Genomic DNA, 16704 nt, shown 5'->3' with positions numbered 1-16704 from the left:
CGATAGCCAGGGATCAGCCTCATGGCCTCAGCCGGCGAAGGCGTTTTACTGTCGTCGATCAGCAAGCGCTTCGGCGAGACCGTCGCCAACGACCGCGTCGATCTCACCTTGCGGCGCGGAGAAATTCACGCGCTGCTCGGCGAAAACGGCGCCGGCAAATCGACGCTGATGAACATCCTGTCGGGCGTCTATATGCCCGACAGCGGTGAAATCTTCATCGACGGCGAGAAGACCAGGTTTCGCTCGCCGTGGGATGCGGTTCGTCGCGGGATCGGCATGGTTCACCAGCATTTTCAACTGGTGAATGCCTTTTCCGTGCTCGATAATATCCTGCTCGGGGCGACCGAATCCTCGCTCCGGCTGCATCGGCGCGAGGCGGCCCAGCGCGTCGAAGCCGTGGGACGCGAGCACGGGCTGCATATCGATCCCCATGCGCTGATCTGGCAATTGACCGTCGGTCAGCGGCAAAAGGTCGAAATCCTGAAGTTGCTCTACCGGGGCGCGGATTTCCTGCTGCTGGACGAGCCGACTTCGATGCTGACGCCCGGCGAAGCGGCCGATCTCTACGTCGCGCTGCGCCGGCTCGCGGACGCGGGCAAATATGTCGTGTTCATCACCCACAAGCTGCGCGAAGTCGCTGCTACCGCCGACCGGGTCACGGTGCTGCGGCGCGGTCGCGTCGTTGCGTCCTTCGGCAAGTCGGAAGCCTCGATCCAGGAACTCGGTGCGTTGATGGTCGGCGCCGCGATGCCGCCACAGCGACTGATCAGCGCCGGCAATTTCGGCGGCGCCGTGCTCAAGGTCCGGGAAGGCCGCGCGACGGCCGACCGCGGCGCCAGCGGCCTGAAGGGCGTGACGCTTGAGGTGCGGGCCGGGGAAATCCTCGGCATTGCTGGCGTTGCGGGCAACGGCCAGGTCGAACTAGCCGAATGCGTGGCCGGAATCCGCTCCCTTCAGCAGGGACAGATCTGGCTCAACGGCCATGACATGACAAAGGCCAATGCACTGTCGCGGCTTCGCGCCGGGTTGCGCTTCGTGCCCGAGGATCGTCTCGGAATGGGATTGGTCCCGCAGCTCGACATGACCGACAACATGCTGCTTCGCGACTATCGCGAGCGGCCGCTGGCGAAAGGCATGTGGGTCAGCCGGCGGGTGGCGCGCGAGCGCGCCGAGAACCTTATCCGCGATTACGACGTGCGCACGCCGGGCACCGCCACTGCGGTCCGCTCGCTTTCCGGCGGCAACCAGCAGAAGATCCTGATTGGGCGCGAAGTGCTGGCCGAGCCTGTCGCGTTCATCGTCGCGCAACCGACCCGTGGTCTCGATATCGCGGCGGCGCGCGCGGTGCACGATCGCCTGCTCGACCTGCGCGAGAGCGGTGCCGGGATCATTCTCATTTCCGAGGACCTCGACGAGATCCTGCAATTATCCGACCGTGTGATGGTACTCTATGACGGCGCCATCTGCGGCACCTGGCATCGCCAGGATGCCAATCGCGGCGACATCGGCGCCGTGATGGGCGGCCATTTGCTGGACGCGGCTTGATGATGGCCATTCCGATCTGGCTGCGGATGCCTGGCGCCTTCGTGCTGTCGGTCCTGCTTGGGCTGGCGGCCTCGTCGCTTGTCCTCGTTGCCGTGCATGCGCCCGTTCTTGAAACTTTTCGTGCCATCTATGACGGCGCTGTCGGCTCGTGGAGCGCGCTCGAGAGTTCGCTGGTGTTTGCCGAGCCGATCGCCTTTACCGGTCTGGCCGCGGCCATCGCCTTTCGAGCGCGGGTCTGGAATATCGGCGGCGAGGGCCAGATGGTGATGGGCGCCTTCGGCGCCGGTCTCGTCGCGCTCAATACATCGCTGCCACCTCCGCTGATGTTGCTCGCGGTCGCCGGCTGCGGCATCGCCTGCGGTGCGATCTGGGCCTTCATTCCGGCGGCCCTGAAAGTCTGGCTTGGTGTCAACGAAGTGTTGTCGAGCCTGATGTTGAACTACGTGGCCATTCTGTGGGTGCAATCGCTAGTCTATGGACCATGGCGCGAGCCCGGCGGCGGCTGGCCCTATTCGGCATTTTTTCCCGATGAGGCAAGGCTGCCGTCGATAGGGTCCGAACTCGATATCTGCATCATCGCGGCGCCGCTGGTGGCGCTGGCGCTGAGCGTGCTGCTGCGGTTCAGCCGCTGGGGTTTCGAGATCACCGTCGTCGGCCACTCGCACGAAGCGGCGCGGTACGCGGCTATCAGCGTCACCCGCGTCACCATCGCCGTCATGCTCCTCAGCGGCGCGCTGGCCGGCATAGCGGGAATCCAGCAAGTGAGCGGGACGGCCGGACGTCTCTATGTGCTGACGCCGGGCTATGGCTATCTCGGTATTCTCGTCTCGTGGCTGGCCGGGCACGATCCAGTGCTGGTGCTGGTTATGTCGGTGTTCTACGGCATCCTGATCCAGGGCGGCTCGGCGCTGCAGATCGCCCAGATCGATCCGTCGCTGGTTCGGATCATGCAGGCCGCGATCATCCTTTTTGCGCTCGCCGGCCTGACCCTGGCGAGAGGGTTCCGGCCGCGTGCGCGGCTCGCGAAGGTCGACCGCGCATGAACATGACGGTCCTCATCAGCATGCTGGCGACCAGCGTGGCCGCTGCAAGCCCGCTGCTGTTGGCCGCGCTCGGCGAACTCGTGGTCGAACGCAGCGGCGTGCTGAATCTGGGGATCGAAGGCATCATGCTGGTGGGCGCGCTCACGGCGGTGGCCGCGACGCTCGGCTCGGGATCGGTCGTGATCGGCATCCTCTGCGCGATCGTGGCCGGCATGCTGCTCGGGCTGTTGTTCGCGCTGTTGACGGTGACGATCCGCGCCGATCACGTCGTCGCCGGCCTCGCCATGGTGCTGTTCGGCGACGGGCTGTCGAGCTTTGCCGGGCACGGCCTGGTCGCCATTGACGTTCCCCAGAGCGTGCACGCGCTTCCGATTCCGCTGGTTTCGGATATCCCCGCGCTCGGCCCGATCTTCTTCAATCAAAATGTGCTGGTCTATCTCTCCTACATCATGGTCGCGGTGGTCTGGTATTTCCTCTACCGGACGCGGCCCGGCCTGGCGCTGCGCGCGGCCGGCGAGAAGCCGAGCGCCGTCGACGTTGTCGGCTGGAACGTGTTCCGGATTCGCTATCTCGCGGTCATGTTCGGCGCCGGCATGGCCGGACTGGCCGGGGCGTTCCTGTCGGTCGCCTATTTAAGCAGCTGGGCCGAGGGCATGATCGCCGGCCGTGGCTGGGTAGCGCTGGCGCTCGTGATCTTTGCCGGCTGGCACCCGATCAAACTGCTCGGCGGCGCCTATCTGTTCGGCTTCGCTTACATCCTGATCGCGGAGTCGCAGGTTCTGGGCGGCGTGTTCTATCTGATCTCGACCTACGTCATGCAGATGTTCCCCTATCTGATGGCGATCATCGTGCTGGCGGTGATGGGCCGACGCGCCATGAAGCGCCGCGCCGGCGCGCCCGAGGCGCTCGCACTGCCCTACGTGCGTGAAGAGCGATGAAGCCCGGGGTCGCATCATGCAAGTGCACGCATTCGATCTGACAGCCACCAAAGGAGAAGACGATGCCGAAGCCTGAACTGGAATTCTTCCCGACCGAGAACATTCCCTGGGTGCCGGTCGAGGGCGCACCTCCCGGTCACTACCAGAAGATTCTGACCGAGGATCCCGACAGGATGTTCGTGACGCGTATGCTGAAGGTCGATCCGGGCTGCGCCAGCACCGAGACGTTCGTGCATGACTTCTGGGAAGAGGTCTACATCCTCGAAGGCAATCAGTGGGACGGCGACCAGTTCTTCGAGAAGGGCATGTATGCCTGCCGGCCACCGGGCATGAAGCACGGCCCGTACCGGACCGAGGGCGGGGTGGTGACGTTCGAAGTCAGGTACGCGCGCTAGGTTTCCATCGATCCCGGGGATACCGAGATGCCAAACCACGGCCGCAGCGTCCTGGCCAATATCGACCGGCTCAATGCCTTCATGGACAGGAATGGACTGGCGGCGGTCGCTGTCCGGACCGGCGTAAACTTTACCTATCTGTCGGGCATGGCGATGCCGGGCACGCTCGCCCGGCATCTCGACATTGCCAGTACGGTGCGCGGCTTCATGGTGCTATGGCCGCGTCATGGCGCGCCGGTCATCGTCCTCGACGCCTTTGCGGAGAAACTGGCGCGGCGCGAATCGTGGATCGCGCAGGTCGAAGTCTATCAGGCCTACGAGAAATCGCTCTACAGCCGGGTCGCGGAATTGATTGCCGATGCCGGTCTGGCGGCAGCCCGGATCGGCTTCGAACAGGATGGACTGAGCGCGGCGCACTGGGAGGAGATCCAGTGCGCCCTGCCGAGGCTCGAAATGTTCAACTGTTCGCGGATGATGGACGAAGTCCGATGGATCAAGACGACGGGCGAAATCGCCCAGCAGAAAAGTGCGGCCGATCTGCTCGACGACGTGCTGGTCGAGATCTTCCCGACCATCCGGGACGGCGAAACCGAGCGTGAGGTGCATGCCCGCATGGTCGCGGCCTGCATGCGGCGGGGAGCTGCCTATGTGCATGGCATCCTGAATTCAAGTTCGAACGACGTGATGTATGGCGGCGAAAGCGATGTCGCGTTTCGCACAGGCGATTTTGTCCGCAACGACTATGTCGCCTATTTCGATGGGTGTCCGGGGCATCAGTCGCGGCTCGCCATTCTGGGGCCGCCGAGCGCCGAACAGATGCGCGGCTATGAGCTGACGCTCGAGATTCACCGCAAGACCATTGACCGCTGCCAGGCCGGGGTAACGGCCGGCGAGATATATGCCTTTGCGGTCGCAGAGTTCAGGAAGAAGGGCATCGATTACACCGCATCGCTGGTCGGGCACGGCATGGGACCATGGTTTCACCAGCAAGAGCCGGTGTTGCGCAGGGGCAGCGCTATCGTGCTGGAAAAGGGAATGATCCTGGCCGTCGAACCGCAGCGCCTGCACTGGCACCTGCAGGATCTCGTCTTGATCGGCGATGGGGCGCCGCAACTGCTCTCTGACAAATTCGCGATTGACCAGCCGTTCGTCATCTGACTGAGAACGGTTGCAACCGTCTGCGGAGCAAGACTTCGTCCGCAATCTAAGATCCAGTTTCAATACAAGCGCCTCCTTGGCACGGATCCGGTCGGCGATACCGGCAAGCGTTTTGCGTTGATCATCGAATGCTCGTGCGCACGCACTTCCCGGATCTCGCCGCGGTCTCGGCGGCACTGAACAAGGAAAGTGTGATCATCATGAACAGCCTCCAAGCCAACAGAGGAGCGGGCGCGCTCGTGGCAGCCCAGCTTTCCGAAATTCGATCACGTTCGCCAGGAAGCAGATTTCCCTCGCGCATATTTATGCCAGGCCGCTGGGTCTAACTGACTACATCGGCGGTGCAGCATGCGAGCTTTTGCAAGCAGCATGTGCGAACTTCGACGAAGGTCCGGTTCTGGCGCAAAGCGGCCGTTCATACGCAAACGGGATCTCGTGTCGATAACGAATGAGTAGAAAACTATCCAGTTTCCAACCGGCAAGGAGATCGCAAAACCTCGTCAGTCTGCTCAGGCGCGGGCAGGGCGCTCGCCGGGCATTCGCGGAATATTGGATATGGAATGAAAACACTCCCTTCCGCCTGAACTAAGCCTAGCCAAACGGCCGCCGAGGATGTCTGCTATCGGCGGAAGACCGGAAAATATCTGCTCGTTCCGAGTATTTCTCAGTTTGACCCTTCTCGGACGTCAGCGACCTCCAAAGTTCCTTCGATCTAGCCGCGACGTCTTCAAAGTGACCAGATTAGGTCGCCACAGTTGCTCGCATTCTAATCGTTGGAGTGGGCATACCTTGTCTGGCGAGCGCCAAAGGGAGTGAAATCAGATGCTCATGTCTCGAGCTCTTTGGGTACCGATTGCAGCCGCAACGGTTCTTGTTGGTGTGCTGCTTTCCGCGCCAGCCTTCGCGCAGGCGCATATCCGCGGCACGCTGACCGCCGCGAAGGACGGAACGATCAGCGTTCAAACCGCCAAGGGCGAAACTGTAACGATCAAACTCGCCAACGACGCTGGCCTTTTCCTGGTGACGAAGGCCGACATGAGCGCCATCCAGTCTGGCAAGTTCGTCGGCATCACGTCTTTCGAGCAGGACGGCAAGCGCGTCGCGCGCGAGGTTCATGTGTTTGATGAATCTTTGCGCGGTCTGGCCGAGGGGCACTATCCATGGGATCTTGAATCCAAGCCGAACATGATGACCAACGCCAATATCTCCAAGGTCGAGGAGGTCGGAACGGACCGCGTGCTCATGCTTAACTACAAAGGCGGAGAACAGACGATCACCATCCCAACGAGCGCGACGGTTGTCGCCTTTGACAAGGCACCGGCCGACCAGCTCGCAGTTGGGCGCATGGTCTTCATCGTTATGAAGAAGGACGGTTCGGAAGCCGCTGCGGTCGTGATCGGTGCTGAGGGCGTGAAGCCGCCGATGTGACGACGCGATAGTCTCGGCGAGCCGATCGGCCCCACGGCCGATTCATCTATCGGCACACGGCGCTGGTCCACGCGACTTACTCGATCAATGTCGTGTTTCTGGCGATTACGAAAGCCGCCAGTCCGTTATTGGCACGAAACGGACCAAACGGGCCGGTCTGATGATGTCCGTTGTTCGGGGTAGACCGGAAGTGGCTGGCAGAGGGTCAAACCGGCGCGATTGACCCATTTCGGAAATTGCGGTGAATCTGCCGTTTCGCCTTTGTTGGCTTTTCTGGGAAGCCCTTAATAGTTCCTCAGAGAGGGCTACCCGCTACTCTCGCCCAGGCGGGGCCGCCGCTGCCCTCACGCCGCCCGCTTGTCGGGGCTAGACCGGACACGGCCGGCGTGCGGCCAAGACGACGTGAATGGACCCGAAGCAGAGCGAGTCGCTTCGAAGGTATCCATGAAAGGCCGTTGTTGTGCTAACTTAGTTCAAAGTTGCTACCGCGGCTGGAGTATGGACGAGGCGATGATACCTGGTCTCTAAGGCGCGATCCGCCTTCCAACAAGCCAAACACTAACCGGCGGGAAGGACATGCTTTTCTCTTTTGAAGACTATGTCTTGGATACAGGTCGCCGTGAATTGCGCCGGGGAAGGGCCGTAATCGCGGTGCAGCCTCAGGTCTTTGATCTTCTGGAATTCCTCATCAGCAACCGCGAGCGCGTCGTCACCAAGGACGATATGCTTGATGCCATTTGGGGCGGGCGCATTGTGTCGGAGTCGGCGCTGACAACCCGGATCAATGCGGCGCGCACTGCGCTTGGCGACAACGGAGAAGAGCAGCGACTGATCCGTACTCTGCCCCGCAAGGGGATCCGCTTCGTGGGAGTGGTGCGAGAAGCGCGCGAATCCCCCGATACGAATGCTGTTCCCGAAACTGAGAACGGCCCCAAAGAGCCTGTTGTGCCTCGCCAGGAGGGACCAGTCATCGACGCGCGTCGTCAGCTCACAGTCGCATCATGTGAGCTATTGCACGGGGCCGACATCGCCCGAATGGACCCGGAGGATTTGCGCGACATCATGCAGGCCTACCATAACTGCGTCGTTGCGACGAGCCGACGGCACGATGGGTTCGTCGCAGCCCGCTCTCTCGCGAACCCGGTCGTGATCTGTTTTGGTTTTCCCGTCGCGCACGAGGACGACGCCGAGCGAGCAGTGCAGTGCGGGCTGGAACTAATCGCGCAAGTAAAAGCACTGGCATTATCGCCTCCCTTGCAGGCCCGGGTCGGGATTGCAACCGGCGTCGTTGTGGTCAGCGGCCTGGAGGGCTCGGGAGAGGCTCGAGAGTACAACGTTGTCGGCGAGACGTCGACTCTGGCAGCGCGCCTGCAGAGCATCGCGGAACCGGACAGTGTGATCATCGCTGACAGTACGCGAAGGCTTGTCGGCAATCTCTTTGAGTTGCAGCACGTGAAATCAAGACGCTTAAAGGGCGTCACTCAACCGGTGTTGGCTTGGCTGGTCCATCGAGCAAATCCCATGGAGAACCGCTTCGAAGCGCTGCGTGCGACAGCTTTGACGCCCTTGGTGGGTAGGGAAGAGGAAATGGACCTATTGCAGCGCCGCTGGGCCAAGGCAAAGGCTGGCGCCGGCCAGGTCGTGCTGATCTCAGGTGAGGCCGGTATCGGCAAGTCGCGGCTCACGGCGGAGCTGCTGGAGCGTATTGCTGCCGAGCCACACACGCGCCTACGCTATTTCAGCTCACCCCAACACACCGATAGTGCGCTTTATCCGATCATCAGCCGAATCGAGCGCGCCGCCGCATTGACCCATGACGACACGACGCAAACAAAACTCGACAAGCTTGATACCCTGCTCGCTGATACCCTGACCTCAGCCTATCATGCGGGACTTTTCGCCGAGATGTTGTCACTGCGAAATGATGGCCGCTATCCCACGTTGGAAATGGCAGCGCCACAGCGCCGCGAAGAAACGCTCAGAGCGCTCATATCGCAGGTAGAAGCCCTGGCCCGCCGAAATCCCGTGCTGATGATCTTAGAGGATGCACATTGGACCGATCCCACTAGCCTCGAAGCATTTAGTCGGACGATCGACCAAATCGGGAAGTTTCGCGTCCTGCTCATTGTGACATTTCGACCGGACTTTGATGCGCCTTGGATTGGACGGCCGCAAGTGACACTTATCACGATCAATCGGTTGGCGCCGCATGACGTCGACGCCATGATAGACCGTGTCGTTGGTAACAACTTGCTGACCGCAGGCAATCGGGAGGAAATCATTGAGCGAACCGATGGCATTCCACTGTTTGTTGAGGAGATGACGAAGGCTGTGCTTGAGGCGGACGATGAGAAAGCGCAAAAGCAAACAATTGCTGCGTTCCCTGCGCCGGGGCTGGCGGTCCCCGCAAGCTTGCATGCGTCCCTGATGGCGCGACTCGACCGGCTAGGTCCCGCGATGCTAACAGCCCAAATTGGCGCAGCAATCGGGCGCGAGTTTTCACATGCTTTGTTGGCCGCGGTGATCCAGGAACCACAGGCCGTGCTGAGTGGCTCGCTTGATCGCCTTATTCAAGCCGGATTGCTGTTTCGGCAGGGAGTTCCTCCGCACGCGATGTATTTTTTCAAGCATGCGCTTGTGCGGGATGTGGCCTATGGAACGCTGTTGCGCGAGCCGCGACGGGCGCTTCACGCTCGCATCGCCGAAGCGTTCGAGAGGCAATTCGCGGAAATTGCCGAAAGCCAGCCGGAGGTGCTGGCTCGTCACTACGCGGAGGCGGGACTGATCGAGAACGCCGTGCGCCAATGGGGCAAGGCGGGGCAGCGGTCGTTAGAGCGTTCGGCTCTGATAGAAGCTGCGGTCCAGCTCAGGCGTGCGCTCGCCCAGATTGCGATCTTGCCCGCTACTCCGACGTTGCGGCGTGAGGAAATCAGACTACAGGTTGCGCTAATTAATGCCCTTGTCCACGTCAATGGATTTGCTTCGGCGGAAACCAAGGCAGCCGTGGAGCGCGCTCATCTGCTAATCGAACAAGCCGAGGCGCACGGAGAACCTCCCGAAGATCCTTTGGTGCTCTTTTCGATCATCTATGCCGCTATGGTCCCGAGCTTCGTAACATTTAACGGCGACGCCCTGCGCGAAGCTGTCGCGCAGGTCCTTGCGCTGGCCGAGAAGCAGGGGCAAACGGCGTCGCTCACAATCGCGAATCGCACGACGGGTGTTTGCCTGCTGTGCACTGGAGACCTGAGGCAAGGCCGTGCACATCTCGATCGCGCGATTGCAGTCTATGATCCCGTTGCGCATCCTCCGCTGGCCACACGTTTTGGTCAAGACAGTCGGGTGGCAGCTTTATCCTATCGAGCGATAGCATTGTGGCTGCTTGGCTATCCCGACGCCGCGATCGCAGACGCCAACGAGGCGCTCTGCGACGCACGAGAGATCGGGCACGCAGCCACCTTGATTTATGCGCTGAGCCTCACAAGTTTTAGCCACTTGCTCTGCGGCAACTATGCCATAGCGAACGCGCAACTCGGTGAAGCTGTCGCGCTTGCCGAAGAAAAGGGAGCCTTATTCTGGAAAACGACGGCAACCGTACTCGGCGGTTGCGTGTCGGCCGCGACAGGCAATGCCTCGGACGCGGTCGACATCATCAGCTCTGCGGTAACTGCATTTCGATCGACTGGGGCAACAGTTTGGATGCCTTCTTACCTGTCGTATTTGGCCAGCGCGCACGCAGAACTTGGCCAGTTTGAAGACGCTTGGCGCTGCACTGACGAAGCAATGGCTATAATCGGAACGAGCAAGGAAACCTGGTTAGAGGCGGAGATCAATCGGGTGGCCGGCGAAATAGCGCTGCGATCGCCACATCGCGATCCGGAAAAGGCGGAGGCCTACTTCAAGCGGGGGCTAACAGTTGCGCGCATGCAGCAAGCGAAGTCTCTGGAACTGCGTGCCGCGATCAGCATGGCGAGGCTTCTTTGCAATCGGGATAAGCGCCATGCGGCTCGTACCCTTCTCTTGCCAGTCTACAAGTGGTTCAGCGAAGGCTTCGATACAGTCGATCTGAACGACGCCAAGGCCTTGCTCGGCGAGCTTGGGGAATGACTCGAACAGCCTCTGCTGGTCGCCGGCCGGCGTGCCGCTAGAAGCGCGAATAAAGCCCATCTTAAGAAAATGATAAGGCGCCCTTAAAGCGGGGATCGCCGTCCCCGTGCAATATTTAGTGTCGCCAACATTGCGGCCTCTACCAAACCACAGCCTTGGCTCTCGAGCAAAAATGAAAGCGAGCGAAAGAAGCGGATACAAAAGGGCCCCGTAAGATGTGCAGCTTCACCACCCGAGATGGCGCCGAGATCTACTACAAGGATTGGGGCACCGGTCGGGCCATCGTATTTAGTCACGGTTGGCCGCTCAGCTCAGACGCTTTCGAAGACCAGATGTTGTTCCTTGCGCAACGTGGTTTCCGCTGCATCGCGCACGATCGGCGTGGCCATGGCCGTTCCAGTCAACCCTGGGACGGCAACGATATGGATCATTATGCCGACGATCTGGCAGAACTGCTGACGCAGCTCGACCTGACGGACGTCGTCCTCGTTGGGCATTCCGCAGGCGGGGGCGAGGTCGCACGCTACATCGGACGCTACGGGACCAGGCGCGTTGCCAAAGCCGTGCTGGTTGGGGCAGTGCCACCCATAGTGGTGAAGTCCGCGAAGAATCCCGGTGGTACACCGATCGAAGTGTTTGATCAGCTTCGTGCCCGCGTTCACGCTGACCGGTCCCAGCTATGGAAGGATCTCAGCATGCCATTCTATGGCTACAACCGTCCGGGTACTGACATTTCGGAAGGCGTGCGGGAGTGGTTTTGGATGCAGGGAATGATGGCGGGGATGCCGGCGAGCTATTTTTGCATCAAGGCGTTTTCCGAAACCGACCTGACTGAAGATCTGAAGAAAATCGATGTGCCCACTCTGATTCTCCACGGCGACGACGATCAGATCGTGCCGGTAGCCGATTCGGCGATGCTATCGGTTAAGCTCATCAAGAACGCAACGCTCAAGTTAATCCCAGCGGCGCCGCACGGTATGTGCACGACGCACAAGGAGCAGATAAACGACTGTTTGCTTACCTTCATCAGCGCGTGACTTCGCGGAGGCGATATTTGCGGGAGGTGACCATGCACGAACGCCCGATCTGCCAGCTTTCGATCGATCGGTCTAGCTCGGCCGCCACGAGCATTTCGATCACCAACCCGTCCATCAATACGGTTGAGGAGATTTGTCATGCTAACGGTTCAACACTTGTCCGGCCGGAGGGAATTTTGAGCGACGCGAAGGGCCAAGTTCCATTGCAGACCTCGGCGGAATTCGAGCGCACCTATAATGCCCAAGCCCACGAGATCGTCGACGCGATGACGGCGGCGGTCACTAATGCACAGGCTGGGTTAAACTGGCTGCGCGCTGAACCGCCAGATCTGGAAGAAGTCCGGCAGGTGCTCAATTTAATCGCTAGAGACGGCAAGCGAGCAGCCGAAATCGTCATTCGACTTCACGCGCTCATTGAGAAGGTGCCCACAGCGGATGCAGCTCTTTAATCCTTGAGCTGGTGGCCGAACCGATGTCGCCTTCTGGCACGAAGCGGCCCAGTCGGGCCGGTCTGGCGAAGTCCGTTGATTGGGTTAGACCGGAAGTGGTCGGCGGGGCATCAAACCGGCGCTCTTGACCCAACGGCGACATCAGAGCCGCGCCCGAGATTGTGCTTCTGTACTGGTTTCAGCCCCTATCAAGGCAATTGTTCTAACCGGTAAGATATAATCTCCTAAGCTTGGGGCAGGCACATGCGGCGGGGCGCGTGTCATGCAGGCGCTCCAGGCGGGCCGTTCATCAATATTAAATTTCACGGCAGCCCTTTCGCAAATGGTGCTCGCGGGAAACCATTGCCTGCTCGGCGGGTTGGAGTTCCGGGAACTGGAAAGGCTTCGGACATGAAAAAAGCAGTATTAGCGTTAGCGACCGCTGCCACCATCGGTGTCACTGCCTTGGTGACACCATCACCAGCTCAGGCGTGGCGGGGTGGTTGGGGTGGTTGGGGTGCCGGTCTCGCAGGCGGACTAATTGCTGGTGCGGTGATCGGTGGAATAGCGTCCAGCGCCTACGCCTATGGCCCGGGCTACGGTTACTACGGCGGACCGGGGTACGGCTACTATGGCGGCTATGCCCCTGCTTATTACGGCGGGTACGCCCCAGCGTACGGCTACGCTCCCGCATACTACGGCGGATATGGATCGAGTTACCGCGTTGTTCGCCCCGCATACTCATACTACGGCCCTCGGTACTATCGCGGGTATCGTTACGGTTGGTGATCGGTGAAGACGCCGAGCGGCTGGAAAGTGTCGAGCATCCTGCCCATACCTGCGCCTGCGCAATAACTTTGGCTGGGCAGGTGGTGGGCCTGCAATGAGTAAAGCGTGAGTCCGTTCCTGGCACTTTTCGGACATGCCGCGATGGCCGACGATGTCTGCTGTCGGGGGTACAGCGGAAGTCGTCGCTCGACTCGTTTCCATCTTCGAGGGGTGGCTCGCTTCCTTGGTCGCAAGTCCAAAAATATTTCGAACGTGGATGATGATTGTCGATGAAGGACAGCTCTTGGCGCGAAACGGACGTTCGGTTTGATTGGACTGTCAAAATTCGGCCGGAAGCTTAGGGGTTCCTCCCTCGCATCACAGCGACAGTTTGCGGACGTCGATCATGCGCGACGTTGCCTGGACCGAAATTTCGAAATGATCTGTCTGTACGATGTCTGTGATGTTGCGCGGCCGATGCGCTACAACGTTGACACCGTTCCGGCGTCGCAGGCTGTCGTAGAGCAGGCCCGCGCCACCTGACGCGCGAACCTCCTCGCCAAACTTTTGCGAGGCGTCATAGCGGTCGCTTGCGTATACGTCAGGGCGCCTGGTCTGCTGGCCTCTGATGTCGAGATAGTCGCCTAACAGAGTTGAGGCATACGCCCTGTAGGTCCGGCTCATCGTGGTTACATTGCGCGCGACCGTCTCGCGCCGAAGGTGGTGACCGACTTCGGCAGCTGCAGTCCGGAGATCGTCGGCTGCGTACCAGGCACCGAGCTCGGGACCATTGAATCGCATCCCACCGGGAGCGACGTGCAGGAAAGCTGCCATGACGATGCTGGCATTGGCGACGCCATATACCCATTCTGTCTGCGGCAGCCGAGAGATACGGTCAGCGACAAGCCGATCGTTAGTCCAGCCGACCAGCTCCATCACAGTCGCAAGATCGGCCGCGGTCGCAACCGTATCGAACAGTCCGACGGGAGGGAATTGCGACGGGATCAGGCGATGGGCAGGCCGAGGCGAGGGTGCGAAAGCGTCCGTCACCGGACGACGATTTCCGTGTCGTCGTAAGGCGTGAACGCCTCGTCAATGGTGTTCGGCTGCATGTAGAGCCCGCCTCGCGCGCCGTCGAGGAAACGGCGCACCGAGAGCAACCCATCTTGGGAGCCGCTGGTCGCGAGGTCGAGCGGCGGTCGCCCGCCGAACATGACAGCGGTGTGCGGGGCTCGCAGCCACTCGACGCCAAGCTGCTCCGTCGGAAACAGAATCCCGAGACCCTGATGGATCCCGAGTACCGCCGAGATGCGTGTAAGGACATCAACGTCGAGGGTGAAAGCGCCGTGCTCGCGCGCCTGCTTGCACCAGTTGTGGTACGTGGATCGAGAGGGATAGCCGAGGATCAAGAGACGCTGCTCTTCCGTCAAACCCCATAGATCCGCAATGGCAAGGAAAGTCCGCAGAGCGGGAGCGCTGAGCCGCCTTCGATTGGCCGGCGCAAAGCGCGAATCGTTGAGGCGCTGAGGCCCTTTTTCCGCTTCAGACGGGTGTGTTTCGTGGTCGTTCCGCATGCGGTCCTACCCATTTGCCAGATATGGATATAGTCCAAATATGGACAAAATGCAACCCCCCGTCACCCACCCCGTTTTCTTCAGGATTACCGAGCCGCAGATCTCCGCAAAGACGTGGTGAACGGGTCGTCCCAGCCCTTTAGGTAGACGATTTATCGCGCAAAAATTCTCGGTGTACATCCGCCAATCCAGATGGACGCGTGGCCGCCGAACGATCGTCGGACCCGCATTGTGTTCGTCACGCGCAAACTGGCCTGCGCCGGACTGGAGCTCTAGTGATCTGCATTAGAAAAATGTGAGGGCCTTGTTACCGGCCTGGCGATGTCCGAGCCAAGAAGGCTGCCGTTAGGAGGCGATGCCGGCGGCGTTGGCGATCAGCTCGAAGGAGTGCAGCCGGGTTGCATGGTCGAAGACATCGGACACGACGATGAGTTCGTCGGCGCCGGTTTCCGTAATGAGCGCATCGATGCCGGCGCGAACGGTGTCGGAAGATCCAACGATGGAGCGGGCGAGCATCCGCGTCGCCTGCACTTTTTCTGCCGGCGACCAGTAGCTTTCGATGTCGTCGATCGGCGGCTGGCTGAGGCCGCGCGCGCCGCGGAAGATGTTCGCGAAGGACATCTGCTGCGTCGTTGCCAGCCGGCGCGCTTCGTCATCGCTCGCGGCGGCGATGATGTTGACGCCCACCATCGCGTAGGGGCGGTCAAGTTGCTCTGACGGCTTGAAGCGGCTGCGGTAGATCTGCATCGCGGGAATGAGCAGTTCGGGCGCGAAATGCGAGGCGAAAGCATAGGGAAGCCCGAGCTCGGCCGCGAGCATGGCGCCGAAATTACTTGATCCGAGAATCCACAACGGCTGTGTGTACCGAAAACCTCATCCGAGTTGCTGACGTGATGGAATCGCCTAAGCTGGCGGAATGATCGGGCTCCTGCGTTTCGTCGTGGCTGTCTTGGCCTCAGCCTTCAAGTCGAAGATCCGGCTTGAGGCTGAGAATGCCACGCTCCGACATCAACTGGTGGTCTTGCGACGTAAGGTGAAGGGCCGCGCTCATCTCACGAACAACGATCGCTGGTTCCTCGTCCAGATGTATCGATGGTTTCCGTTGATCCTGGAGGTCGTTACGATCGTCCGGCCCGAAACGCTGGTACATTGGCATCGGGCCGGCTTTCGTCGCTTTTGGCGTTGGAAATCGAACTCGCGGGGAGGGCGCCCGCGAATCGAAATAGAATTGCGGGCACTGATCAGGCAGATCAGCACGGAGAACCAGCTTTGGGGTGCGCCACGCATTCACGGCGAACTGCTCAAGCTTGGGTTTAGTGTCGCTCAATCAACCGTCGCCAAGTACATGGTCAAGCGACGCGGACTTCCAAGTCGGGGATGGCGGACCTTTCTGCGAAACCACGCTCCAGACATTGCCGCCATGGACCTGTTCGTGGTCCCGACGATTGGCTTCAAACTGCTGTACGGCTTCGTGATTGTACGGATTGACCGTAGAGAGCTGATCTGGATCAACGTCACAACCAACCCTACGGCGGAATGGATCGCACGCCAGATCACCGAGGCTTTTCCTTGGGATGGGGCTCCGGGTTATATGATCCGTGATCGCGATCGGATCTATGGCGCCGTCGTCACACGCCGATTGCGCGCCATGGGCATTCGAGACAAACCGATTGCACCGGCCTCACCTTGGCAGAATGGCTTTGCCGAACGGCTGATCGGATCGATCCGGCGGGAGTGTCTGGACCACATCATTGTCCTGGGCGAGGTGCATCTGCGCCGCATTCTGAAATCTTACGCCCAATACTATAATGGCACGCGCACTCACTTATCCTTGAACAAGGACGCGCCGATATCACGTTCCGCCGAGGCAGCAGGACGCATTCAGTGCCGTCCGATCCTGGGTGGACTGCATCACCAATATGCGCGCGTTTGATTTGCGGTAGGCACAGCCGATATTGTTGCAAAAGTCGAAAATCGAACAACCCTAAAAATCTCGCGAAAGTTGATCTTTGGACTTCTCAGCTGCTGCGTCGCCTTTCAGCGCCACGGAGGTCCGTGATCGATTTTGGATGAAACGATATGGCCCCTCACGTCGCCGCGCGTAAAACGCATCAGCGGCTCTAAAAATTTTCGTTCGTCACCCCAAAAAGACTTTCGCAACAATATCTGCCAATAGGCGACTCCAACAGAGTTGCCACAGTTCAGCGCTTTTGCCGATTATCGCGGGTGCCGTGCGGATGGCCATGGCCGCCGTGCGGCTCGAATCGGCATCATCACGACATGGCC

At 60.4% G+C, this 16704-nt stretch carries 12 protein-coding genes and 1 pseudogene; 10 read left to right on the top strand and 3 right to left on the bottom strand.

Going from position 1 to position 16704, the window contains the following annotated elements; genetic code table 11:
- Positions 1-21 precede the first annotated feature (21 nt).
- The 9 genes from B5526_RS09085 to B5526_RS37505 all read left to right on the top strand — a co-directional run bounded on the left by B5526_RS09085 (position 22) and on the right by B5526_RS37505 (position 12097).
- Positions 22-1545, top strand: coding sequence for an ABC transporter ATP-binding protein (locus B5526_RS09085; RefSeq protein ID WP_079537902.1), 1524 nt, complete (start codon positions 22-24; stop codon positions 1543-1545).
- On the top strand, positions 1545-2588 hold the full coding sequence (locus tag B5526_RS09080; RefSeq protein WP_079537901.1) for an ABC transporter permease: 1044 nt from the start codon (positions 1545-1547) through the stop codon (positions 2586-2588). Before B5526_RS09085 ends, B5526_RS09080 begins: the two co-directional genes overlap by 1 nt.
- Positions 2585-3526, top strand: a complete 942-nt coding sequence (locus B5526_RS09075; RefSeq protein ID WP_079537900.1) for an ABC transporter permease — start codon at positions 2585-2587, stop codon at positions 3524-3526. Before B5526_RS09080 ends, B5526_RS09075 begins: the two co-directional genes overlap by 4 nt.
- Before the next feature lie 62 nt (positions 3527-3588).
- Entirely contained in the window at positions 3589-3921 is a 333-nt protein-coding gene (locus B5526_RS09070; RefSeq protein ID WP_079537899.1) for a cupin domain-containing protein, read from the top strand.
- 27 nt (positions 3922-3948) lie between these two features.
- Entirely contained in the window at positions 3949-5079 is a 1131-nt protein-coding gene (locus B5526_RS09065) for a M24 family metallopeptidase (protein ID WP_079537898.1), read from the top strand.
- Between the two features lie 822 nt (positions 5080-5901).
- Positions 5902-6507, top strand: coding sequence for a hypothetical protein (locus B5526_RS09055; protein WP_154071217.1), 606 nt, complete (start codon positions 5902-5904; stop codon positions 6505-6507).
- A gap of 576 nt (positions 6508-7083) precedes the next feature.
- Positions 7084-10611: an AAA family ATPase gene (locus B5526_RS09050; RefSeq protein WP_079537895.1), complete on the top strand. Its 3528-nt coding sequence runs from the start codon at positions 7084-7086 to the stop codon at positions 10609-10611.
- Positions 10612-10826: 215 nt separating this feature from the next.
- Positions 10827-11648 carry an alpha/beta fold hydrolase gene (locus tag B5526_RS09045; protein WP_079537894.1) on the top strand — a complete coding sequence of 274 codons (822 nt, stop codon included), beginning with the start codon at positions 10827-10829 and terminating at the stop codon, positions 11646-11648.
- A gap of 32 nt (positions 11649-11680) precedes the next feature.
- The gene (locus B5526_RS37505) at positions 11681-12097 is read left to right on the top strand and encodes a hypothetical protein (protein ID WP_154071216.1); all 417 of its coding nucleotides are present in this window, start codon (positions 11681-11683) and stop codon (positions 12095-12097) included.
- A 1125-nt stretch (positions 12098-13222) separates the two neighbouring features.
- Here B5526_RS37505 and B5526_RS09030 read toward each other — a convergent pair.
- From B5526_RS09030 to B5526_RS09020, 3 genes and pseudogenes are all read right to left on the bottom strand, one after another.
- A complete protein-coding gene (locus B5526_RS09030; protein WP_079537891.1) occupies positions 13223-13894 on the bottom strand; it encodes an RES family NAD+ phosphorylase in 672 nt (223 codons plus the stop codon).
- Positions 13891-14418, bottom strand: coding sequence for an MbcA/ParS/Xre antitoxin family protein (locus B5526_RS09025; protein WP_079537890.1), 528 nt, complete (start codon positions 14416-14418; stop codon positions 13891-13893). The genes B5526_RS09030 and B5526_RS09025 overlap by 4 nt, the downstream gene beginning before the upstream one ends.
- A gap of 345 nt (positions 14419-14763) precedes the next feature.
- Positions 14764-15273: pseudogene (locus B5526_RS09020) on the bottom strand (MsnO8 family LLM class oxidoreductase); the annotation flags it as partial.
- Between the two features lie 61 nt (positions 15274-15334).
- Here B5526_RS09020 and B5526_RS38870 point away from each other — a divergent pair.
- Entirely contained in the window at positions 15335-16351 is a 1017-nt protein-coding gene (locus tag B5526_RS38870; RefSeq protein ID WP_244562235.1) for an integrase core domain-containing protein, read from the top strand.
- The last annotated feature ends 353 nt before the right edge of the window (positions 16352-16704 follow it).

Origin of the sequence: Bradyrhizobium lablabi, assembly GCF_900141755.1 — a bacterium.
Classification (GTDB): domain Bacteria; phylum Pseudomonadota; class Alphaproteobacteria; order Rhizobiales; family Xanthobacteraceae; genus Bradyrhizobium; species Bradyrhizobium lablabi_A.
This window is presented reverse-complemented; position numbering and strand designations above follow the sequence as displayed.